Source organism: Streptomyces sp. NBC_01352, from assembly GCF_036237295.1.
Lineage (GTDB): Bacteria > Actinomycetota > Actinomycetes > Streptomycetales > Streptomycetaceae > Streptomyces > Streptomyces plumbiresistens.
The window spans coordinates 3,080,771-3,103,059 of sequence record NZ_CP108354.1; the positions used below are offsets into that span (position 1 = coordinate 3,080,771).

The 22,289-nt window shown below is 70.5% G+C and carries 16 protein-coding genes and 2 pseudogenes; 12 read left to right on the plus strand and 6 right to left on the minus strand.

The window, feature by feature from the left end; genetic code table 11:
- Positions 1-45: 45 nt before the first annotated feature.
- A pseudogene (locus OG252_RS14500) lies at positions 46-317 on the minus strand (ATP-binding protein); the annotation flags it as partial.
- A gap of 303 nt (positions 318-620) precedes the next feature.
- Between OG252_RS14500 and OG252_RS14505 the strand changes: the two are divergent.
- The 4 genes from OG252_RS14505 (at position 621) to OG252_RS14520 (ending at position 10,265) form a co-directional block, all read left to right on the plus strand.
- Complete coding sequence (locus OG252_RS14505) at positions 621-4,202, plus strand: S8 family peptidase (RefSeq protein WP_329336464.1); 3,582 nt, start codon at positions 621-623, stop codon at positions 4,200-4,202.
- Positions 4,203-4,273: 71 nt separating this feature from the next.
- A complete protein-coding gene (locus tag OG252_RS14510) occupies positions 4,274-5,275 on the plus strand; it encodes a response regulator transcription factor (RefSeq protein WP_329336466.1) in 1,002 nt (333 codons plus the stop codon).
- A 235-nt stretch (positions 5,276-5,510) separates the two neighbouring features.
- Positions 5,511-9,188, plus strand: a complete 3,678-nt coding sequence (locus tag OG252_RS14515; RefSeq protein WP_329336468.1) for a S8 family peptidase — start codon at positions 5,511-5,513, stop codon at positions 9,186-9,188.
- 57 nt (positions 9,189-9,245) lie between these two features.
- The gene (locus OG252_RS14520) at positions 9,246-10,265 is read left to right on the plus strand and encodes a response regulator transcription factor (RefSeq protein WP_329336470.1); all 1,020 of its coding nucleotides are present in this window, start codon (positions 9,246-9,248) and stop codon (positions 10,263-10,265) included.
- Between the two features lie 73 nt (positions 10,266-10,338).
- Here OG252_RS14520 and acnA read toward each other — a convergent pair whose 3' ends face one another.
- Positions 10,339-13,056 carry an aconitate hydratase AcnA gene (gene acnA, locus OG252_RS14525; protein ID WP_329336472.1) on the minus strand — a complete coding sequence of 906 codons (2,718 nt, stop codon included), beginning with the start codon at positions 13,054-13,056 and terminating at the stop codon, positions 10,339-10,341.
- A 220-nt stretch (positions 13,057-13,276) separates the two neighbouring features.
- On the opposite strand from acnA, the gene OG252_RS14530 reads away from it, so the two are divergent.
- The 3 genes from OG252_RS14530 (at position 13,277) to OG252_RS14540 (ending at position 15,936) form a co-directional block, all read left to right on the plus strand.
- Positions 13,277-14,098: a DUF6985 domain-containing protein gene (locus tag OG252_RS14530; RefSeq protein WP_329336474.1), complete on the plus strand. Its 822-nt coding sequence runs from the start codon at positions 13,277-13,279 to the stop codon at positions 14,096-14,098.
- Between the two features lie 24 nt (positions 14,099-14,122).
- Positions 14,123-14,323 (plus strand): DUF4236 domain-containing protein, encoded by a 201-nt coding sequence (locus tag OG252_RS14535; RefSeq protein WP_079164867.1) that lies wholly within the window; start codon positions 14,123-14,125, stop codon positions 14,321-14,323.
- Positions 14,324-14,406: 83 nt separating this feature from the next.
- On the plus strand, positions 14,407-15,936 hold the full coding sequence (locus OG252_RS14540) for a helix-turn-helix domain-containing protein (protein WP_329336478.1): 1,530 nt from the start codon (positions 14,407-14,409) through the stop codon (positions 15,934-15,936).
- Between the two features lie 77 nt (positions 15,937-16,013).
- Here the strand turns inward: OG252_RS14540 and OG252_RS14545 are convergent, their stop codons facing one another.
- Entirely contained in the window at positions 16,014-16,385 is a 372-nt protein-coding gene (locus OG252_RS14545; protein WP_329345442.1) for a hypothetical protein, read from the minus strand.
- Between OG252_RS14545 and OG252_RS14550 the strand changes: the two are divergent.
- Positions 16,329-16,652 (plus strand): annotated as a pseudogene (locus OG252_RS14550) (IS200/IS605 family accessory protein TnpB-related protein); the annotation flags it as partial. The gene OG252_RS14545 and the pseudogene OG252_RS14550 overlap by 57 nt on opposite strands.
- Positions 16,637-17,089 (plus strand): flavodoxin family protein, encoded by a 453-nt coding sequence (locus OG252_RS14555; RefSeq protein WP_266448013.1) that lies wholly within the window; start codon positions 16,637-16,639, stop codon positions 17,087-17,089. The pseudogene OG252_RS14550 and the gene OG252_RS14555, both read left to right, overlap by 16 nt.
- 8 nt (positions 17,090-17,097) lie before the next feature.
- On the opposite strand, the gene OG252_RS14560 is transcribed toward OG252_RS14555, so the two are convergent.
- Positions 17,098-17,526 carry a DUF6299 family protein gene (locus OG252_RS14560; protein ID WP_329336480.1) on the minus strand — a complete coding sequence of 143 codons (429 nt, stop codon included), beginning with the start codon at positions 17,524-17,526 and terminating at the stop codon, positions 17,098-17,100.
- 236 nt (positions 17,527-17,762) lie between these two features.
- On the opposite strand from OG252_RS14560, the gene OG252_RS14565 reads away from it, so the two are divergent.
- Positions 17,763-17,957, plus strand: a complete 195-nt coding sequence (locus tag OG252_RS14565; protein WP_266432615.1) for a DUF5999 family protein — start codon at positions 17,763-17,765, stop codon at positions 17,955-17,957.
- A gap of 42 nt (positions 17,958-17,999) precedes the next feature.
- Here OG252_RS14565 and OG252_RS14570 read toward each other — a convergent pair whose 3' ends face one another.
- Positions 18,000-18,398: a RidA family protein gene (locus OG252_RS14570; protein ID WP_329336483.1), complete on the minus strand. Its 399-nt coding sequence runs from the start codon at positions 18,396-18,398 to the stop codon at positions 18,000-18,002.
- The gene (locus tag OG252_RS14575; RefSeq protein ID WP_329336485.1) at positions 18,395-19,639 is read right to left on the minus strand and encodes an acyl-CoA dehydrogenase family protein; all 1,245 of its coding nucleotides are present in this window, start codon (positions 19,637-19,639) and stop codon (positions 18,395-18,397) included. Before OG252_RS14575 ends, OG252_RS14570 begins: the two co-directional genes overlap by 4 nt.
- 170 nt (positions 19,640-19,809) lie before the next feature.
- Here OG252_RS14575 and OG252_RS14580 point away from each other — a divergent pair, with 170 nt between their 5' ends.
- Together OG252_RS14580 and OG252_RS14585 are read left to right on the plus strand one after the other, a co-directional pair.
- Positions 19,810-21,426 carry an AMP-binding protein gene (locus OG252_RS14580; protein ID WP_329336487.1) on the plus strand — a complete coding sequence of 539 codons (1,617 nt, stop codon included), beginning with the start codon at positions 19,810-19,812 and terminating at the stop codon, positions 21,424-21,426.
- 15 nt (positions 21,427-21,441) lie between these two features.
- Entirely contained in the window at positions 21,442-22,254 is an 813-nt protein-coding gene (locus OG252_RS14585) for a PaaX family transcriptional regulator (RefSeq protein ID WP_329336489.1), read from the plus strand.
- Positions 22,255-22,289 lie beyond the last annotated feature (35 nt).

Consider the following 22,289-nt stretch of genomic DNA (forward strand, 5'->3'; position numbering starts at 1 on the left):
CAGACTAGTGCCTGCGTCACGTGCGGGGGATGGAGGCCGGATCGCCTAGACCGACGTCGGCCTGCTCCGGGAGTCCTGCACCCCCGCCGGCTGGTCCGCTGCCGGGAGGTCGACGGTGAACTCCGTGCACCCGGGGACACTGTGCACGTCGATACGGCCGCCGTGCGCGGACGTGATCGCCGCCGCGACGGCCAGTCCCAGCCCCGCCCCTCCCGCTCGGGCGTCCGTGCGGAGGGGGAGGTGTCGGCGCGGGTGAAGCGCTCGAAGACTCCGGGCAGCAGGGCGGGTGGGATGCCCGGGCCGTCGTCGCACGCCCTCGCGGCGGGCGCACGACGGGAGTGCGACGACAAGACCTGACGAAGACCTACGAAAGCGCCAATTCCCCTGGCCGAAGGGGGCATTGGCACTCCTTGGCCACAGGAATCCCTTGAGTCGCTTTCCGTACGGCGCTCACCCTGATCACTGGCATCCGCTCACCAGGCCGGAAGCCTCATTCAGCGTGCAGGGGAGGAAGCCCACACATGCGAAGACTCCACGCCCTCTGGGCCGTGGCGGCAGCGGCGGGAATGCTCACGGGTGGCATCGCACCCGCGGCGGCCGGTCCGGGATCGCCGGTTACCATGCCCGAGGCCCCGGACGTGCGGGGTGCGGCCACGGCCGGCGCCCCGAACCAGCAGACCGTGACCCTCGTCACCGGCGACACCGTGTCGCTCACGACCAGCCCGGACGGCAAGTACGCCGTGGACGTACAGCGTGGCAAGGGCCGTGAGGCCGTCACCTTCCTGTCCAGCGAACGCGACGGCGAGATCAGCGTCTTGCCCTCCGACGCGCTCCCGCTGATCCAGGCGGGCCGCCTCGACCCCGCCCTGTTCAACATCACCCAGCTGATGAAGCAGGGCTACACCGACGCCCAGGCCGGGGCCACCCCGGTCATCGCGACCTACGCCAAGGGCAGCGCGACCCCCGACGGCGCGCGTCGCACGCTCGCGCTGCCCGGGATCGACGGCGCCGCACTGAGCGCCGAGAAGTCCACCGCGTTCTGGGCGGACATCGCCCCCGCGCTGGGCACCGAACCGACCTCGAAGGCCGCACGCCTGCTCGGTGAGGGCATCGAGAAGATCTGGCTGGACGCCAAGGTGGAGGCGTCCCTCGATGTGAGCGTTCCGCAGATCGGCGCCCCCGAGGTGTGGCAGTCCGGCTACGACGGCAAGGGCGTCAAGGTCGCGGTCCTGGACACCGGCGTGGACACCGGGCACCCGGACCTCGCGGGCAGGATCACCGAGTCGCGTACCTTCGTCCCTGACCAGGCCGTGCAGGACGGTCACGGCCACGGCACCCACGTGGCGTCCACGATCGTCGGCTCGGGCGCGGCCTCGGACGGCAAGCTCAAGGGCGCGGCGCCCGGTGCGGAGCTGCTGGTCGGCAAGGTGCTGGGCAACGACGGTCGCGGCCAGACCTCCTGGATCCTCGAGGGCATGCAGTGGGCGGCGAACTCGGGGGCGAAGATCGTCTCGATGTCGCTGGGCGGTACCGCGTCGGGCGCCTCCGACGTGCTGAGCGAGACCGTGGACGAGCTGTCCGCGTCCACAGGCACCCTCTTCGTGGTCGCCGCCGGCAACACCGGCCCGGCGGAGGGGACCATCGGCACGCCCGGCATCGCCGACTCCGCGCTGACGGTGGGCGCGGTCGACAAGTCCGACAAGCTGGCCTCCTTCTCCAGCCGGGGCCCGCGCCTCGGTGACTCCGCGATCAAGCCGGAGATCACCGCGCCGGGCGTGGGCATCGTCGCGGCCCGTGCCGCAGGTACCACCATGGGCACGCCCGTCGACGACACCTACACGTCGTCGAACGGCACGTCGATGGCGACTCCGCATGTCTCAGGCGTCGCCGCGCTGGTCGCCCAGGCGCATCCGGACTGGACGGGCCAGCAGATCAAACAGGCCCTCGCCAGCACCGCGAAGACCAGCCCGGACACCACCGTGTTCGAGCAGGGCGACGGCCGGGTGGACGCCGTACAGGCCGTCGAGCAGGGCGTCTTCGCGACCCCGGCGCTCAGCTTCGGCACGTACAAGGACAGCGACACCGAGACCGACAGCAAGGACATCACGTACACCAACACCACTGACAAGGCAGTGGAGTTGAAGCTCTCCTCGTCCCTCACCGCGGCCACCCCGGCCACGGGCCTCGTGACCGTCCCGGCGAACGGCACCACCACCGTCGCGGTCACGGTCGCCCCCGCCGACCAGGCCGAGGGCCGGTACACGGGCCACATCACCGCGAGCGCCGACGGCGTCCGGGTCACCACGGCCGTCGGCTTCGAGAAGCAGCCGAAGACCTACCGCCTGAAGGTGTCGCTGGTGAACCGCGGCGGCAAGCCGTCCACCTCGCCATCGATCTTCATGTTGCAGGAGCTGAACGGCGCGTACCCGGCAACGACCGGGTACATCGGCAGCGGCTACACCCTCAACGTGCCGGCCGGCACGTACTCCACGGCGGCCTGGATCTCGGAGCGGGACGCGGGCGGACTGGAGGTCGCCACCTCGGTCGTCGGTGATCCCGAGATCAAGGTCGACCAGGACACCGAGGTCGTCCTCGACGCCCGCAAGGCCGTCGAGATCAAGCCGAAGACCAGGGAGGACTCCGAGTTCCAGGGGTTCACCACCAGCTGGCACCGGGAAGGTCCGGGTTCCGCCCTCAGGGTGACGTACCTTCAGAACTGGTGGACCGACCGCGTCTACGTCACTCCGACCGAGAAGGTCACGGAGGGCATGTTCGAGTTCGTCTCCAAGTTCCGGCTGGCCGCCAAGGAGTTGACGGCGAGCGTCACCAGTCCCGAGAAGTACGCGCTTCCCCTCGACTACGCACAGACGCAGAAGGGCCTCCCGGCGGGGTTCAGCGGCGAGCGGAAGGTGCGGGCGGTGGCCGCCGGCAGCGGCAGCGCGGCCGACTTCGAAGGGCTCGACGTCAAGGGCAAGGTGGCGGTCGTCCGGCTGTCGGCCGGGAAGACGGCGGACGAGGCGCTGGCCAACGCGACCAAGGCCGGGGCCGGTTACGTGATCGCGTACCGCGAGACGCCCGGGTACTGGATCTCCTGGGTGGACAGCGCGACGATCCCGCTGATGGTCGCCACCGGCGAGGACGGCGCGAAACTCGGGGCACTGCTCGAGAGCGGGAAGAAGGTCACGCTGAAGCTGGACGGCACCGCGGTCAGCCCGTACGTCTACAACGTGATGTTCCCGCAGACCGGCGCCATCGCGGAGAACCAGACGTACTCCCTGAACAGCTCCAACACCGTGCGGCACAAGGTCCGTTACCACGGGGGCAAGGCCGGCCAGGTCGGCAAGGACGCCGTCTACCGGTACCGCCCCTCGCAGTCCGCCGCCGTCGAGGCCAGCTACAAGACGCCACTCGGCACGGAGCGCACCGAGTACTACAACGTCGCCCCCGACACCCGTGTCTGGCACGCCGTCTACCCCGACGTGAATGCGCCCCTGTCCCAGTGGAACACCCTGCGGACCTTCGACAAGGCGGGCCGGGTACCCGACGAGGACTGGCTGCGCCAGGTCGTGCGCCCGGCGTCCAGTGAGCAGTACGGCGTCTCCCAGCGCACCGGCGACAAACTCACCCTCAAAGTACCGGAGTTGAGCGATGCCGCACCCGGTCACTACGGGTACGTGGACAATGCCCAGGACACCGCGAAGGGCGCGCTGTACGCGGACGGGAAGCTGATCGGCGACTCCGTGCGCGGCTCAGGAACCTTCGACGTCCCGGCGGCGACGACCGCGTACCGCTTCGTGCTCGACGCCCGGCGTACGGCCGACTGGGCGACGTACTCCACGAGCACCCACACCGAATGGTCCTTCGCCTCGGCGCGCACGGAACAGCAGACGGCGCTGCCGCTGCTCTCCGTCGATTACGACGTGGACGGGCTGGACCTCCTGAACCGGGTCGAGTCCAAGGGGAGGTCGGAGCTCGGACTCTCCGTCCGGGACCAGCACAAGAGCATCACGACCGGTCAGCTGAAGGCGTGGGTCTCCTACGACGACGGCACGACCTGGAAGGAGGTGAAGGTCCGGCACGGCAAGGCGGAGCTCAAGCACCCGAAGAACGGCGCCGGGTTCGTGTCGCTGCGCGTTCGGGCCGCCGACCGGGACGGCAACGCGGTCGACCAGACCGTGGTGCGGGCGTTCGGCCTGAAGTAGACGGCCTGAAGTAGACGGCATCCCAGGCCGGTACCAACAGCCTTAACAAACATTGCCTACCGTTCCGAGCCATGGTGAACACGGCATACGACACGGCAGACCAGACCCCTGCCGCGAGCCCCTGGGCCGCGGTGGGGGTCTCCGCCTTCGACGAGCTGGTATACCAGGCGATCCTCCACCAGCCCGATGCCGGCGCGGCCGGCTGGGCGCTCCTGACCGGCGCCTCCCCGGCCCAGGTGCGCGAATCCTGCAACCAGCTGCTCGCGGTCGGGCTGCTCCAACCGCCGGACTCCATGGGGGGATTACGCGCGATCGACCCGAGAGTGGCGGTCCGCGGGCTGATCAGACGGCGCGAGACGGTGTCCGAACTGCTCGCCGCCACCGCCGAGGAGATGGCTACCGCGTACGAGGCCGGGCTGCTGCGCGAGGAGCCGTCCCGGCTGATCGAGGTCGCTTCCGGCGAGGGTGCCATCGCCGCCCGCCTGGACGAGATGTACGCGCGCGCCGAGCACGAGGTGTGCCTCTTCGACACACCTCCGTATCTCGCACCGCCCGTCCGTCAGCTGGGTCTCCAGGCCGATCTGCTCAGCCGCGGGATCGTCTCCCGCGGGATCTACGCGGCGCCCGCCCTGGAAGATCCGAACGTCCTCTCCCGCACTTGGGAGATGGTCGAACTCGGTGAGCAGGCCCGGGTGTTGCCCTCCGTGCCGGTCAAACTGCTGGTGGTCGACGGGCGTCGGGCGATGCTCCCGCTGACCTCCTCCGCGGCGGGCGGCTACTGCGCCGTCGTGGTGTGGCACTCGGCGGTGACCGAAGCCCTGCAGAAGCTTTTCGAGATGGCATGGCAGCAGGCGACACCGCTCGGCCAGCCGGTCGGCGACGGTGAACTCACCGAGGGCGAACAGACGTTGATCAGGCTGCTGGCGGCCGGGATGAAGGACGAGGCGGTGGCCCGCCATCTGGGGGTGAGCCTGCGGACCCTGCGGCGGCGGGTGAGTGAGCTGCAGGAGCGGCTGGGGGCGGCGAGCCGGTTCCAGCTGGGGGTGCGGGCCTCGCAACGCGGCTGGCTCTGATCGCGAAGGGGCCGCACCCCCGTGTGGAGGTGCGGCCCAACTTCCTTACAAGAGCGCCTACTTGCGGATCAATTGCGGTCAGGCTGACCGTCAACAGCCGTGGCCGAAGGGGGCATTGGCACGCCCCGGCCACAGGAATCCCTTGAGCCGCATTCCCCACAACGCCCACCCTGATCACTGGCTTCCGCTTACCAGGACGGAAGCGATTTCAGTGTTCAGGGGAGGAAGTCCACACATGCGAAGACTCCACGCCCTCTGGGCCGTGGCAGCCGCGGGCGGTCTGCTCACGGGGGCCATCACGCCCTCAGTGGCCGATCCCGCGTCCCAGGTCACCAAGTCGGCCACCAAGCCCGGCACCACGAGCACGCAGACCGTCACCCTCATCACCGGCGACACGGTCACCCTCACCACCGCCGCAGGCGGCAAGTCCGCCGTCGACGTCCGGCGCGGCAAGGGCCGCGAGTCCGCCACGTTCCTGTCGAGCGAGGAGAACGGCGAGGTCAGCGTCGTACCGAACGACGCGATCCCATTGCTCCAGGCGGGCCGCCTCGACCCGGCCCTGTTCAACGTCACCCAGCTCGTCAAGCAGGGGTACGCGGACTCGAAGACCGGCGCCATCCCGCTGATCGCCACCTACCGCCAGGGGAACACCACCCCCGAGGGCGCGCGCAGGACGCTGTCCCTTCCCGGCATCCACGGCGCCGCGCTCACCGCGAAGAAGTCCACCGCCGAGCGGTTCTGGGCGGACATCGCCCCCGACGCCGAGAAGACGGCCGCCGATCCCACGGCCAAGGCGGCCAGGCAGCTCGACGGCGGCCTCGACAAGCTCTGGCTGGACGCCAAGGTCAAGGCGTCCCTCGACGTCAGTGTCCCGCAGATCGGCGCCCCCGAGGTCTGGCAGGCCGGCTACGACGGCAAGGGCGTCAAGGTCGCCGTCCTGGACACGGGCGTGGACGCCGGACACCCGGACCTCGCGGGCAAGATCGGGGAATCGAAGACCTTCGTGCCCGATCAGGAGGTACAGGACGGCCACGGTCACGGCACCCATGTCGCGTCCACGATCGCCGGCTCAGGTGCCGCCTCCGACGGCAAGCTCAAGGGCGTGGCGCCGGGCGCGGAGCTGATGGTCGGCAAGGTCCTCAACAACGCGGGCTCCGGCCAGACGTCGTGGATCATCGCCGGCATGCAGTGGGCGGCGGACTCCGGCGCCGACATCGTCTCCATGTCCCTCGGCGGTACGGCCTCCGGCCCCTCGGACCCGATGAGCGAGACGGTGGACGAGCTGTCCGCGTCGACCGGCACCCTCTTCGTGATCGCCTCGGGCAACTCGGGCCCGCGGGAGCAGACCGTCGGTACGCCGGGCATCGCCGACTCGGCGCTCACGGTCGGCGCGGTCGACAAGTCCGACAAGCTCGCCTCGTTCTCGAGCCGTGGCCCGCGCCGCGGCGACCTGGCGGTCAAGCCGGAGATCACCGCGCCCGGCGTCGGCATCACGGCGGCCCGCGCCTCCGGTACCTCCATGGGCACGCCGCTCGACGACAACTACACGGCGGCGAACGGCACCTCGATGGCGACCCCGCACGTGGCGGGCGCGGCGGCGCTGGTCGCGCAGGCCCATCCGGACTGGACGGGCGAGCAGATCAAGCAGGCCCTGGCCAGTACCGCGAAGACGAACGCCGACAACTCCGTGTTCGAGCAGGGCGACGGCCGCGTCGACGCCGTGCGGGCGGTCAAGCAGAACGTCTTCGGTACCTCGACACTCAGCTTCGGCAAGTACGAGGACGGCGACACGGAGGTCGACAGCAGGGACATCACGTACACCAACACCACTGACGCGCCGGTGGAGTTGAAGCTCTCGTCCTCCCTCACCGACGTCACCCTGGGGGCCGGCACCGTGACCGTGCCCGCGAAGGGCAGCGCCACCGTCCCGGTCGGCGTCGACCCGGCGAAGCAGGCCCAGGGTCGGTACGCGGGCCACATCACCGCGGCCGCCGACGGCATCCTGGTCACGACGGGTGTCGGCTTCGAGAAGCAGCCGAAGAAGTACGACCTGAAGGTCTCCCTGGTGGGCCGCGACGGCAAGCCGACCACCGGGGGGTCGCTCTACACGTTGCAGGAGCTGAACGGCGCCTACGCCAACGCCTACGGCTCCCTGGGCGCCACCGGGACCTGGGAGGTCCCGGCCGGTACGTACTCCATCGCCACCTGGATCCCCGACAAGGACGCGGGCGGCGTGGCCGTCGGCACGTCGGTCGTCGGCGACCCCGAGATCAAGGTCGACGGGGACACCGAGGTCACGCTCGACGCCCGCAAGGCGGTGGAGATCAAGCCGAAGACCAAGGAGGACGCCGAGCACCAGGGCTTCAGTACCTCCTGGCACCGCGAAGGGCCCGGGAGCTCCTGGGGGTTGACGTACAGCCAGGGCCCCTGGACCGAGCACATCTATGTGGCGCCGACCGAGAAGGTCACCGAGGGATCCCTTGAGTTCTACTCCAAGTTCCGTCTGTACGCGAAGGAGTTGACGGCGAGCGTCACAAGTCCCGAGAAGTACGCGCTGCCGCTCGACTACGCGAACACGTACAACGACTTCCCGGTGAAGATCACCGGTGCCCGGAAGGTGCAGGCGGTGGACGCGGGCGCCGGCACGGCGACCGATTTCGAGGGGCTCGACGTCAAGGGCAAGGCTGTGGTGGTCGGGGTCGCCGCCGACACGTGGGGGCCGGACGAGGCGATGGCCAACGCGGCCGAGGCGGGCGCGAGTTATCTGATCGCGTACCGCAAGAAGGCCGGCCACTGGCTCACGGCCGTGGACAGGGCGACGATGCCGGTGATGGTCGCCACCGGCGAGGACGGCGAGAAGCTCACCACCCTGCTGAAGAGCGGCAAGAAGGTCACGCTCAAGCTGGGCGGCACAGAGGTCAGCCCGTACGTCTACAACGTGACCCTCCCCCAGTCCGGAGCGATCTCGCCGGACCAGACGTACACCCTGGACCGCTCCACCACGGCGAAGGTGACGAGCCGTTACTACGCGGGCAGGGCAGGCGAGTTGGGAGCCGACACCGTCTACACCTTCCGTCCCTGGCAGCTGTTCGGGGTCGAGTCCAGCGACTACATGCAACTCGGCCAGGAACGCACCGAGTACTTCAACGTCAGCCCGGACACCCGCGTCTGGCACACCGTCTACCCGTCCTGGGAGTCGTACGGGGGCCAGTGGAACACCTTGCGGACCTACGCCAAGGCGGGCACCCAGCCGAGCGAGGACTGGCTGCGCCAGGTGGTGCGCCCGGCCACGAGCAGCGAGTACGGCCTCTCTGAGCGCACCGGCGACAAACTCACCCTCCAGGTACCGGAGTTGAGCGACTCGACGCCCGGTCACTACGGGTACGTCAGAGACGTCAACGACACCGCGCAGGGCAAGCTCTACGCGGACGGGCAGCTGGTCGGCGACTCGACGCTCGGCGGGTACGGCGTCTTCGACGTTCCGGCGGCGAAGTCCTCGTACCGCTTCGTGCTCGACACGCAGCGCAAGGCCGACTGGACGCCGTACTCGACGAGCACCCACACCGAATGGTCCTTCGCCTCGGCACACACCGACGAGGTGACGGCGTTGCCCCTGCTCTCCGTCGAGTACGACCTGGACGGGCTCGACCTCCTCAACCGCGCTGAAGCCAAGCGGGAGTTGGATCTGCGCCTCTCCGTCCGGGATCAGGTGGGGAGCGTCAAGGCCAAGGCCCTCAAGGCCTGGGTCTCGTACGACGACGGAACGTCCTGGAAGGAGGCGAAGGTCCGGAACGGCAAGGCCGAGATCAGGCACCCGAAGGGCGCGGAGTCCGTGTCGCTGCGCGTGCAGGCCGCCGACGGTGCCGGAAACCAGGTCGATCAGACCGTCCTGCGGGCGTATGGCCTGAAGTAGGAGCGCCGCCAAAAGCGGTGCGGCAGCCTTAACAAAGATCCTCTAGCGTGCCGAGCCATGGTGAACACGGCATACGACTCGGCAATCAGACAGCCGGCACTCAGACAGACCCCTGCCGCGAGCCCCTGGGCCGCGGTGGGGGTCTCCGCCTTCGACGAGCTGCTGTACCAGGCGGTTCTCCATCAACCCGACGCGGGCGCGGTCGGCTGGGCACGGCTCACCGGCGCGTCCCCGGCCCGGGTGCGCGAGGCCTGCGAGCGGCTGCTCACGCTCGGTCTGCTCCAGCCGCCCGACTCCACGGGCGGGTTACGGGCCGTCGATCCGCGCGTGGCGATCCGGGCCCTGATCCGGCGACGCGAGACCGAGTCGGAGCTGCTCGCCGCCACCGCCGACGAGATGGCGACGGCGTACGAGGCGGGGCTGCTGCGCGAGGAACCGTCGCGCCTGGTCGACGTCGTGTCGGGCGAGGGCGCCAACGCGGCGCGCCTGGAGGAGCTGTACGCGCGCGCCGAACACGAGGTGTGCGTCTTCGACACGCCCCCGTATCTCGCCCCGCGCACCCCGCAGTTGGACCTCCAGGCGGATCTGCTGAGCCGTGGCGTCGTCTACCGCACGGTGTACGCGGCCACCGCCCTGGAGGACCCGGACGTGCTCTACCACGCCTGGAAGATGGTCGAACTCGGCGAGCAGGCCCGGGTGTTGCCCACCGTGCCGATCAAACTGCTGGTGGTCGACGGCCGCACGGCGATGCTGCCGCTGACCGCCTCCGCCGCCGGCGGCTACTGCGCGGCGGTGGTACGGCACTCGGCGGTGACCGAAGCGCTGCAGAAGCTCTTCGAGCTGGCCTGGCAGCAGGCGACGCCGCTCGGTCAGCCGGTCACCGACGGCGAACTCACCGAGGGCGAGCGGGCGTTGACGAGGTTGCTCGCCGCCGGAATGAAGGACGAGGCGGTGGCCCGGCACCTGGGGGTGAGCCTGCGGACGCTGCGTCGACGGGTGAGCGAACTGCAGGAGCGGCTGGGCGCGGCCAGCCGTTTCCAGCTGGGGGCACGGGCGGCGCAGCGCGGGTGGGTGTGACGGTGTGACGCGAAGGGGCCGCGCCCCTGTGTCCTTCCAGGGATGCGGCCCCTCAACTGCCGTACCGGACGGCCTACTGGCGAATCAGGCTGCGCAGCACGTACTGCATGATGCCGCCGTTGCGGTAGTAGTCCGCCTCGCCGGGGGTGTCGATGCGGACGACCGCGTCGAACTCGACACCGGTGTCGGTGGTGACCTTGACCGTGCGCGGCGTGGTGCCGTTGTTGAGCTCCTCGACGCCGGTGAAGGAGAAGGTCTCCTCGCCGGTCAGGCCGAGGGAGGCGGCCGAGGCGCCCTCCGGGAACTGGAGCGGCAGGACGCCCATGCCGATGAGGTTCGAGCGGTGGATGCGCTCGTACGACTCGGCGATGACGGCCTTGACGCCGAGGAGCGCGGTGCCCTTGGCGGCCCAGTCGCGGGACGAGCCGGAGCCGTACTCCTTGCCGGCCAGGATGGCCAGCGGGGTGCCCTGCTCGATGTAGTTGCGCGAGGCGTCGTAGATGAACGACACGGGCGCGTCCGGCTGGGTGAAGTCGCGCGTGTAGCCGCCCTCGGTGCCCGGCGCGATCTGGTTGCGCAGGCGGATGTTGGCGAAGGTGCCGCGGATCATGACCTCGTGGTTGCCTCGGCGCGAGCCGTAGCTGTTGAAGTCACGACGCTCCACACCGTGCTCGGTGAGGTACTTGCCGGCCGGGGTGTCGGCCTTGATCGCACCGGCCGGGGAGATGTGGTCGGTGGTGACCGAGTCGCCCAGCTTGGCGAGGACACGGGCGCCCGTGATGTCGGAGACCGGGGTGGTCTCCATCGTCATGCCCTCGAAGTACGGGGGCTTGCGGACGTAGGTGGACTGCGGGTCCCACTCGAAGGTGTTGCCGGTCGGGATCGGCAGCGCCTGCCACTGGGCGTCGCCCGCGAAGACGTCGGAGTAGGACTTGTTGAACATGTCCTCGCCGATGGCGTTCGCCACGACGTCGTTGACCTCGGCCTCGGAGGGCCAGATGTCCTTCAGGTAGACCGGGTTGCCGTCCTGGTCGATGCCCAGGGCGTCCTTGGTGATGTCCACCTTCATGGAGCCGGCGAGGGCGTACGCGACGACCAGCGGCGGGGACGCCAGGTAGTTCATCTTGACGTCGGGGTTGATCCGGCCCTCGAAGTTCCGGTTGCCGGAGAGGACCGAGGTGACCGCGAGGTCGTGGTCGTTGACGGCCTTGGAGACCTCCTCCGGCAGCGGGCCGGAGTTGCCGATGCAGGTGGTGCAGCCGTAGCCGACGAGGTTGAAGCCGACCTTGTCGAGGTAGGGGGTGAGCCCGGCCTTGTCGAAGTAGTCGGTGACGACCTTGGAGCCCGGGGCGAGGGTGGTCTTGACCCACGGCTTGCGGGTCAGGCCCTTCTCCACGGCCTTCTTCGCGACGAGCGCGGCGGCGACCATGACGTACGGGTTGGAGGTGTTGGTGCAGGAGGTGATGGCCGCGACCGTCACCGCACCGTGGTCGATCTCGTACGTCGAGCCGTCGGGGGCGGTCACGGTGACCGGGTTGGACGGAGCGCCGTTGGGCGCCATGGCCGGGGAGTCCGAGGCCGGGAAGGACTCCTGGCCCGCCTCGTCGACACTGTCGACGTAGTTGCGGACGTCCGTCTTGAACTGCTCGGCCGCGTTGGCGAGGACGATGCGGTCCTGCGGGCGCTTCGGGCCGGCGATCGACGGGACGACCGTCGACAGGTCGAGCTCCAGCTTCTCGGAGAAGTCCGGCTCGGCCTTCGGGTCCAGCCAGAGGCCCTGCTCCTTGGCGTACGCCTCGACGAGCGCGAGCTGCTGCTCCGAGCGGCCGGTGAGCTTCAGGTACTTGATGGTCTCGTCGTCGATCGGGAAGATCGCGGCGGTGGAGCCGAACTCCGGCGACATGTTGCCGATGGTGGCGCGGTTCGCGAGCGAGGTGGCGGACACGCCCTCGCCGTAGAACTCGACGAACTTGCCGACGACGCCGTGCTTGCGCAGCATCTCGGTGATGGTCAGCACCAGGTCGGTGGCGGTGGTGCCGGGCGTGAGCTCACCGGTCAGCTTGAAGCCGACGACACGCGGGATGAGCATCGAGACCGGCTGGCCCAGCATCGCGGCCTCGGCCTCGATACCGCCGACGCCCCAGCCCAGCACACCGAGGCCGTTGACCATCGTGGTGTGCGAGTCGGTGCCGACGAGGGTGTCGGGGTACGCCTGGCCGTTGCGGACCATGACGGTACGGGCCAGGTGCTCGATGTTCACCTGGTGGACGATGCCGGTGCCGGGCGGGACGACCTTGAAGTCGTCGAAGGCGGTCTGGCCCCAGCGCAGGAACTGGTAGCGCTCGCGGTTGCGGCCGTACTCCAGCTCGACGTTCTGCGCGAAGGCCTCGTTGGTGCCGAACTTGTCGGCGATGACGGAGTGGTCGATGACCAGCTCGGCCGGGGAGAGCGGGTTGACCTTCGCCGGGTCGCCGCCGAGCTCCTTGACGGCCTCACGCATGGTGGCCAGGTCCACGACACAGGGCACACCGGTGAAGTCCTGCATGATCACGCGGGCCGGCGTGAACTGGATCTCCTGAGAGGGCTGGCCCTGCGAGTCCCAGCCGCCGATGGCGCGGATGTGGTCGGCGGTGATGTTCGCGCCGTCCTCCGTGCGGAGCAGGTTCTCGAGCAGGACCTTGAGGCTGTACGGCAGGCGGGCCGAGCCCTCCACCTTGTCCAGCCGGAAGATCTCGTACGACTCGTCGCCCACCTGCAGCGTGCTGCGGGCGTCGAAGCTGTTCGCCGACACGACAGTCTCCTTCATTTCTGTGCGCTTACCACCGCATCCTGCCGCCACGCCCTCTTGGCCGATCCGCTAAGGTAAGGCTAAGTTAGGCACGCCTTACCGCCAGACCGATGACGATGTGCGACTGCGGCACGCCTCGGCAGATATCTCGATGTCGAGATAACTCTAGTACATGGGGCCCGGTTGGTCATGCCCGGCCTCCCTGTGATGTCCTCCTGCGACCATGAACCGAGCCGATTTCTCCTGGGACGAGTTCGCCTGGACGACCCGCGTGCCGCTGCCGCCGGACACCTGGGCCGCCACCGCGGGAACGCTCGTCCCCCTCTATTACGCGCCGGAGGGGCGGGAGGAGCACCCGCCGGACGACGCCGAGATCGCGTCGGCCGCATGGACGGTCGACCGGCTGCCGGCCCTGCTCGCCGCGGCCCGGCCCGCCCTGAGCGCCCACGCCGTCCACACCCTGGAGCCGGAGGACCTGGCGACCGCGTCCGACCTGGCCGACGCGGTCCGTGTCAGCGCCCTCCACGTCCACTCCGTCTCCCGGGACGGCATCCCCTACGTGGGCATCGAACTCTCCTGCCCGTGGGACGAGGAACACGGGCTGGGCATCCTCATGCACGGCCCGCGTGTCGTCGACGCCGGCGGGGCCGACACCGCCCTCCTGCGCCGGCTCGCCGAGCGGGACGCCACGGACCCGCGGGCGGGCCTTGACGAATCACTCATCGGCCACTGGGACAGCGCCCCCTTCGACCACGGCGTCATGGAGTCGTCCGAGGTGGAGCTCCGCGCCAACGGCGAGGGGTGGAGCTCGCTGGCCAACCTCGGCGGGGAGTACGTCACACGCCTGACCTGGAGTTGCCCGGAGCCGGGGGTCCTCCAACTGCGCGACGAGGACGGTCGCGTCACACGGCACCGGTACGTCGTCGGTCCGGCGGTACCGCCGTACGGCACGGAGCCGCTGACGTCGGTCACCTTCGAGGAGGCGGTGCAGTACGGCCATCAGTTCGCCAAGTCGGGGTATCCGACAGAGGTTGGGAGCAACTGACACCGATCCTGAAGGGAGGCCCACATGCCCCTCACCTTCCGCAAGAGCTTCCGGATCCTGCCGGGCGTACGCCTGAACATCAACCGGCGCTCCTGGTCCATCACCACCGGTGGTGGCCGCCACGGGCCGCGGCACACGAGCAGCAGCACAGGACGACGTACGACATCAGTGGATTTGCCCGGACCTTTCGGATGGCGCCGCACTCGTACGGCCAAGCGCCGTTGACGAACCCTCAGGTCTCTCGCCGTCATCACCCGAACGGCCCCCCTCGAGAGGCACCATCTCATATCTGAGATAGCCTCAAGCTCATGGCAGACGACTACCTCGTACGCATCGGCAAGCTCATCCGTGACGCCCGGCAGCACCGGGGCTGGACACAGTCACAACTTGCCGAAGCGCTCGGCACCAGTCAGAGTGCCGTCAATCGCATCGAGCGCGGCAACCAGAACATCAGCCTTGAGATGATCGCTCGCATCGGTGAAGCACTGGACAGCGAAATCGTCTCTCTGGGCTATGCGGGCCCGATGCACCTGCGCGTGGTCGGCGGTCGTCGGCTGTCCGGCGCCATCGACGTGAAGACGAGCAAGAACGCGTGTGTGGCCCTGCTGTGCGCCTCGCTGCTCAACCAGGGGCGCACAGTGCTGCGCCGGGTCGCGCGCATCGAGGAGGTGTACCGCCTGCTGGAGGTGCTCAACTCCATCGGCGTACGCACCCGCTGGATCAACGACGGCGTCGACCTGGAACTCGTCCCGCCGACCGAGCTGAACATGGCGGCGATCGACGCGGACGCCGCCGTACGCACGCGGTCCATCATCATGTTCCTCGGTCCGCTGCTGCACCGCATGGACCGCTTCAAGCTGCCGTACGCCGGCGGCTGCGACCTCGGTACGCGGACCATCGAGCCGCACATGATCGCGCTGCGCCGGTTCGGGCTGGACATCGCGGCGACCGAGGGCCAGTACCACGCGGTGGTCGACCGTTCCGTACGGCCCGGCCGGCCGATCGTGCTGACCGAGCGCGGGGACACGGTCACCGAGAACGCGCTGCTGGCCGCCGCCCGGTACGACGGCGTCACCATCATCCGCAACGCCTCCTCCAACTACATGGTCCAGGACCTGTGCTTCTTCCTGGAGGCGCTGGGCGTCAAGGTGGAGGGCATCGGCACCACCACGCTCACCGTGCACGGCGTGCCGGACATCAACACCGACGTCGACTACTCCCCCTCCGAGGACCCGGTCGAGGCGATGAGCCTGCTGGCCGCCGCGGTCGTCACGGAGTCGGAACTGACGGTGCGCCGGGTGCCCATCGAGTTCCTGGAGATCGAGCTCGCGGTCCTGGAGGAGATGGGCCTCGACCACGACCGCACGCCGGAGTACCCCGCCGACAACGGCCGCACCCGCCTGGTGGACCTCACCGTCCGGCCCTCCAAGCTGGAGGCGCCGATCGACAAGATCCACCCGATGCCGTTCCCCGGTGTGAACATCGACAACGTCCCCTTCTTCGCGGCCATCGCGGCCGCCGCGTCGGGCAAGACCCTGATCCACGACTGGGTCTACGACAACCGCGCCATCTACCTGACGGACCTCAACCGCCTGGGCGGCCGCCTGCAACTCCTGGACCCCCACCGGGTCCTGGTCGAGGGCCCGACCCGCTGGCGCGCCGCCGAGATGATGTGCCCGCCGGCCCTGCGGCCCGCCGTGGTCGTCCTGCTGGCGATGATGGCGGCCGAGGGCACGTCCGTGCTGCGGAACGTGTACGTCATCAACCGGGGCTACGAGGATCTGGCCGAGCGGCTCAACTCGGTCGGGGCGCAGATCGAGACGTTCCGGGACATCTGAGCGGGCCACCGCCGCCGACAGCACGAACCGGCCGCGACGCCGGATGGCATCGCGGCCGCTTCGCGTGCGCTGAGCGGTCAGCCCAGGTGGACGGGCGGCGCGCCCTCGATGGGCTGCTGCCTGCCCGCGTTGACGGCCAGGAACATGACCGCCAGGCCCGCCAGGAACGTGACGGCCGCGGCCACGAAGGCCATCGTGTAGCCGTGGGTGAGGGCCTCGCCCGCCTTCGCGACCAGCGGGAAGTCCTCGGTGGCCAGGCCCCGGTAGAAGGACGCGGCCGCCTCGGGCAGCTTGTCGTTCGCGGCCGAGGTGGAGATCGTCGACAGGACCGCGAGTCCGAGCGCGCGCCGATCTGCTGCGCGGTGTTGAGCAGCGCCGAGGCCATGCCCGTGAAGGTTTCCCGGCACGATGCGGCGAGCATCGCGGTCGGGCGACGCGCCCTCGGACATCCGATCAGGCGACGGACGGCACCGCCCCACCCCGACCAGAGTGATCGTGGTGGGCCTCGGACCGCCCAGGCCCGACCGGAGGCCCTACGGCGTGAGGGAACTCGCCCCCACCCTCCCGGATCGCGCACCGGATGCGCGCCGCCCGGTGGTGGAGCGAAAGCGGGCGGCCAGGGTGCCCAACACCGTTCGGCGCACCCGGCTGAGCAGCAGTCCTGGCAACAGGACACACTCCCGCTCAGTCTTAGGGAATGGTGGCTACTTTGCTGATCGTGCATCACACGCCCTCGCCGAACTGCCAGGCGCTGTTCGAGGCCGTCGTCGCCGGTGCGACGGACCCGGAGATCGAGGGAGTCCGCGTCGTGCGGCGGGCCGCGCTGGCCGCGACGGCGTCCGACGTGCTGGAGGCCGACGGGTTCCTGCTCGGTACGCCGGCGAACCTCGGCTACATGTCCGGCGCGCTGAAGCACTTCTTCGACCAGGTCTACTACCCGTGTCTGGACGCCACGCAGGGCCGCCCGTTCGGCTACTACGTGCACGGCGGCAACGACGTCACCGGAGCGGTCCGCGGCATCGAGGCGATCACGACCGGCCTCGGCTGGCGGCGTGCCGCCGAGGCCGTCACCGTGACGGGCGAGCCCGGCAAGGCGGACGTCGAGGCCTGCTGGGAGCTGGGCGCCACCGTCGCCGCGGGGCTGATGGACTGACGCGGCGGTCAGCCCTCGATCAGGGTGACCTCCTGCCGCTGGGCCGCGTGGAAGCGGGGCAGCGGCAGACCGCCCTGCGGGCGCAGCTCCATCAGGGTGGCCTCGACCTGCGCCGCGCCGGGTTCGAGGGAACTCCGCCACGGCTTGCCGGTGTTCGACCAGGCGTGCTCCAGCCCGTCGCACACCGCGCGGGTGCCGCCGATGCCGTGGCGGACGGACAGGGAGCCCTGGCCGACGGACGAGCTGACGTACACCGGGCCCGTGCTGCCGGTGCAGCGGTAGGTGCCGGACAGGGTCACGGTGCCGTCGGACGCGATGCGGCCCGTCGGGTCGACCGTCACGATCTCGAACGGGTCCGCGGTCGCCGCCCCGACGGGGGCGGTCAGCAGGAGCAGCGCGGCACCGGCGACGGCGGCGAGGGCAGGGCGCAAGGACATGGGAAGACCTCCTGAAGTGGGGGCTCCACTGGTACCGGGCAGGAGCCCCCGCAGCCGTGACCGTCACCCCTTCGGTGGCGAGTCCGCACCGGCGGTCGCGGAACGGTCCGCGTGTTGTCCCCGTGGTGTCCGCGTGTTGTCACGCTTCGGGGCGGGCCGTTCCGATGAGTTCGCGGCGGGAGGATGGTCTATCCATAGGACCGGACCCGATGGTCCAACCGACGTGGAGGTGCGCCATGCGTTCCCACCAGCCTTCGTGCCCCGCAACCGACGACCACACCCCGCACATCGTCGCCGCCCACCCCGAGCAGGGCTGGAACCTGCTGTGCGACGGCGCGATCGTGTTCGACGACACCGGCGAACTGCTGCCGGACGGCCGGATCGTCGCCCCGCACCGGGTGCCCGTCGAGCGGCTGACGATCGCTGCCTGATCGCTGCTTGATCGCTTCCTTGCGGGAGCGGTTCACGCTCGGTCAGGGCAGCACCGCGAAACCGTCCAGCTCCACCATCGCCTGGTCGTCCCACAGGCGTACGACCTCGACGACCGCCATCGCCGGGTAGTCCCGGCCCGCCAACCGGCACCAGATACGCCCGAGTTCGGGAGCGTGGGTGCGGTACGTGGCGATGTCCGTGGCGTACACCGTGACGCGGGCGAGGTCGGCGGGGGTGCCGCCGGCGGCGGTCAGGGCGGTGAGGAGATTGGCGAGGGCTCGCTCGAACTGCTCGGCGAGGGTGTCGCCGACGACCTTGCCGTAGGTGTCGAGAGCGGTCTGGCCCGCCAGGAACACCACGCGCGTCCCGGTGGCGACGACCGCGTGGGAGAAGCCAGCGGGCGGGGAGAGTTCGGGCGGGTTGATGCGCTCGGCGCTCACAGGGCCTCCTGGTTCGCGTACAACTCCTTGGCGATGATGCCCCGTTGGACCTCGCTGGCCCCCTCGTAGATGCGTGGGGCGCGTACCTCGCGGTAGAGGTGTTCGAGCAGGTGGCCGCGGCGCAGGGCGCGGGCGCCGTGCAGTTGGACGGCCGCGTCGACGACGTACTGCGCGGTCTCGGTGGCGAGCAGCTTCGCCATCGCCGCGCGCTTCGGGACGTCCGGTGCGCCCGCGTCGTACGCCGTCGCCGCCGCGTACACCATGAGGCGGGCCGCCTCGGTGCGCAGGGCCATCTCGGCGACCTGGTGGGCGACCGTCTGCAGGTCCCTCAACTTGCCGCCGAACGCGTCCCGTTGGGCGGTGTGCGCGAGGGCGGCGTCCAGGGCCGCCTGGGCCATGCCGACCGCGAAGGCGCCGACGCTGGGGCGGAACAGGTTGAGGGTGCCCATGGCGACCCGGAAGCCGCGGTCGACCTCGCCGAGCACGTCGTCGGCGGTCACCGGCACCGCGTCGAAGTCGAGGGCGCCGATGGGGTGCGGCGAGAGCAGGTCGAGGGCCGTGCCGGTGAGGCCGGGGCGGTCGGCGGGCACGAGGAAGGCGGTGACGCCACGGGCGCCGGCGCCGGGGGTGGTGCGGGCGAAGACGGTGTAGAAGTCGGCCTCCGGCGCGTTGGAGATCCAGCACTTCTCCCCGGTGAGCCGCCAGCGGGCGGGGCCATCGGGGTCGGCGGCGAGCGCGTCGGCGGGCGCCCCGGCGCCGGAGGGGCCGGCCGCGAGGGTGTCGGACGACGATTCGGCACCGGCGGGGCCGTCCGGCCGAGCGGTCGGCGAGCCGTCCGGCCGGGCGGTCAGCGACAGCGCCGCCGCGTCCGAGCCCGCCCCCGGCTCGCTCAGCGCGAAGGCCGCCACCGCCGTGCCGTCGGTGACCCGGGGCAGCCAGCGGTCCCGCTGGGCCGGGGTGCCGTGGGCGTGGACCGGGTGGGCGCCCAGGCCCTGGAGGGCGAGCGCGGTCTCCGCCTCGGTGCAGGCGTGGGCGAGGGACTCCCGCATCAGACAGAGGTCGAGGGCGCCGGAGGTGAACAGACGGGACAGCAGGCCCTGTTGGCCGAGTTCCGCGACCAGGGGACGATTGACGTGGCCCGGTTCGCCCTTCTCCGCGAGGGGGCGCAGCCGGTCCGCGGCCAGGGTGCGCAGCTCCGCACACCAGGCGATCTGTGATGGTTCGAGTGAGAATGCGGGCATTGCCGGTCCTCTCTCCCCCGCAGCCCTGCGGCCACTCCCCGACGGTATCGCGCACCGTTGACTGTCGTCACCAACACGATACGCTCGATGCGCGAGCCCACCAGAGATGCCCACCAGGGATGCCGTCCACGCCCACCACCCACGCCCACAAGGCAAGGGGGCGAACCGCCATGAACCCCTCGGCGCACGTCGACACCTTCGCCCGCGACCATCTCCCGCCCCCGGACCAGTGGCCCGGGCTCCGCTTCGACCTGCCGGAGCTGGACTACCCCGATCGGCTGAACTGTGCCGCCGAACTCCTTTCCGGGCCGGCCGCGGACCGACCGGTGTTCCACACCCCGGCGGGCGGCACCTGGACGTACAGCGACCTCCGCACCCGCGTCGACCGCATCGCGCACCTCCTCAGCCGTGACCTCGGTGTCGTCCCCGGCAACCGCGTCCTGCTGCGCGGCCCCACCACCCCCTGGCTGGCCGCCTGCTGGCTGGCGGTGCTGAAGGCCGGCGCGGTCGCCGTCACCGTGCTGGCCCAGCAGCGCCCGCACGAGCTGGCCACGATGTGCGAGATCGCCCGAATAGACCACGCCCTGTGCGACATCCGGGCCGTCGACGACCTCGCCAAGGCCGAGATACCGGGGCTCAGGATCACCACGTACGGCGGTGACGCCCCCGACGACCTGCTGAACCGGGCGGCGCCCGGGGAGCCGTACACCGCCGTGGACACCGCGGCCGACGACGTCGCGCTGATCGCGTTCACCTCCGGGACCACCGGCCTCCCCAAGGGCTGCATGCACTTCCACCGGGACGTGCTGGCGATCGCCGACACCTTCGCCCGCCATGTGCTCAGGCCACACCCCGAGGACGTCTTCACCGGCAGCCCGCCGCTCGGCTTCACCTTCGGCCTCGGCGGACTGGTGGTCTTCCCGATGCGCGCCGGGGCCAGCGCCCTGCTCCTCGAACAGGCCGGTCCCCGGCAGCTGCTGCCCGCGATCGCCGAGCACCGGGTGTCGGTCCTGTTCACCGCGCCGACCGCCTACCGCGCGATGCTCGACGAGGTCGACGCGTACGACGTCTCCTCCCTGCGCCGCTGCGTCTCCGCCGGCGAGAACCTGCCTGCCGCCACCTGGCGGGCCTGGCACGAGCGGACCGGGCTGCGCGTCATCAACGGCATCGGCGCCACCGAGCTGCTGCACATCTTCATCTCGGCGGCCGACGAGCACATCAGGCCGGGGACGACGGGGGTGCCCGTACCGGGGTGGCAGGCGCGCGTGCAGGACGAGAGCGGCGCGCCGGTGCCCGACGGCGAGCCCGGGCTGCTGGCGGTGCGCGGGCCGGTCGGCTGCCGGTATCTCGCCGACCCGCGGCAGCGGGAGTACGTGCGCGACGGCTGGAACGTCACCGGCGACACGTATGTCCGCGAGCCCGACGGCTACTTCCGGTACGTCGCCCGCGCGGACGACATGATCATCTCGGCCGGGTACAACATCGCCGGACCGGAGGTCGAGGAGGCACTGCTGCGCCACCCGGACGTGCTGGAGGCGGCGGTCGTGGGGCGGCCCGACGAGGCGCGCGGGGAGGTCGTGGTGGCCTACGCCGTCCTCAAGGAGGGCGCCTCGCGCGACACCGAGGCACTGCGCGCCTTCGTCCGGTCCGAACTGGCGCCCTACAAATGCCCGCGCGAGGTCGTCCTCCTGGACGCGCTGCCGCGCACGGCGACCGGCAAGCTGCAGCGGTTCCGGCTGCGCGCCGCCTCCGGCGACGCAGGTGACACCGATGGTGACCAGCAGTGATGCCGACGACCTAAGATGATCAACGTGTCCGACCAGCATGCACCACGGTCTCTCATCGTCACGCTCTACGGCGCGTACGGCCGCTTCATGCCCGGCCCCGTACCCGTCGCCGAGCTGATCCGACTGCTGGCCGCGGTCGGCGTCGACGCCCCCTCCGTACGCTCCTCCGTGTCCCGGCTCAAACGCCGCGGGCTGCTCCTGCCGGCCCGTACGGCACAGGGCGCGGCGGGGTACGAACTGTCGCCGGACGCCCGCCAGTTGCTCGACGACGGCGACCGCCGCATCTACGCCGTCACACCGCCGGAGGACGAGGGCTGGGTGCTCGCCGTGTTCTCCGTTCCGGAGTCCGAGCGGCAGAAGCGGCATGTGCTGCGCTCACGCCTGGCCGGGCTCGGCTTCGGCACCGCCGCGCCCGGCGTGTGGATCGCCCCGGCGCGGCTGTACGAGGAGAGCCGGCACACCCTCCAGCGGCTGCGGCTCGACCCGTACGTCGACTTCTTCCGCGGCGAGCACCTCGGCTTCGCGCCGACCGCGGAGGCGGTCGCCCGCTGGTGGGACCTGGCGGCGATCGCCAAGGAGCACGAGGCGTTCCTCGACCGGCACGCGCGCGTGCTGCACGACTGGGAGCGACGGACGGACACCCCGGCCGAGGAGGCGTACCACGACTACCTCCTCGCCCTGGACACCTGGCGCCACCTCCCCTACGCCGATCCCGGGCTGCCCGCGGGCCTGCTCCCCCCGGACTGGCCGGGCGCCCGCTCGGCCGCGGTGTTCCGGGGGCTGCACGAGCGGCTGCGGGACGCGGGGGCCGCCTTCGCGGGCGTATGAGCGCTTCACCGGCGTGTGACCTCACACACATCACC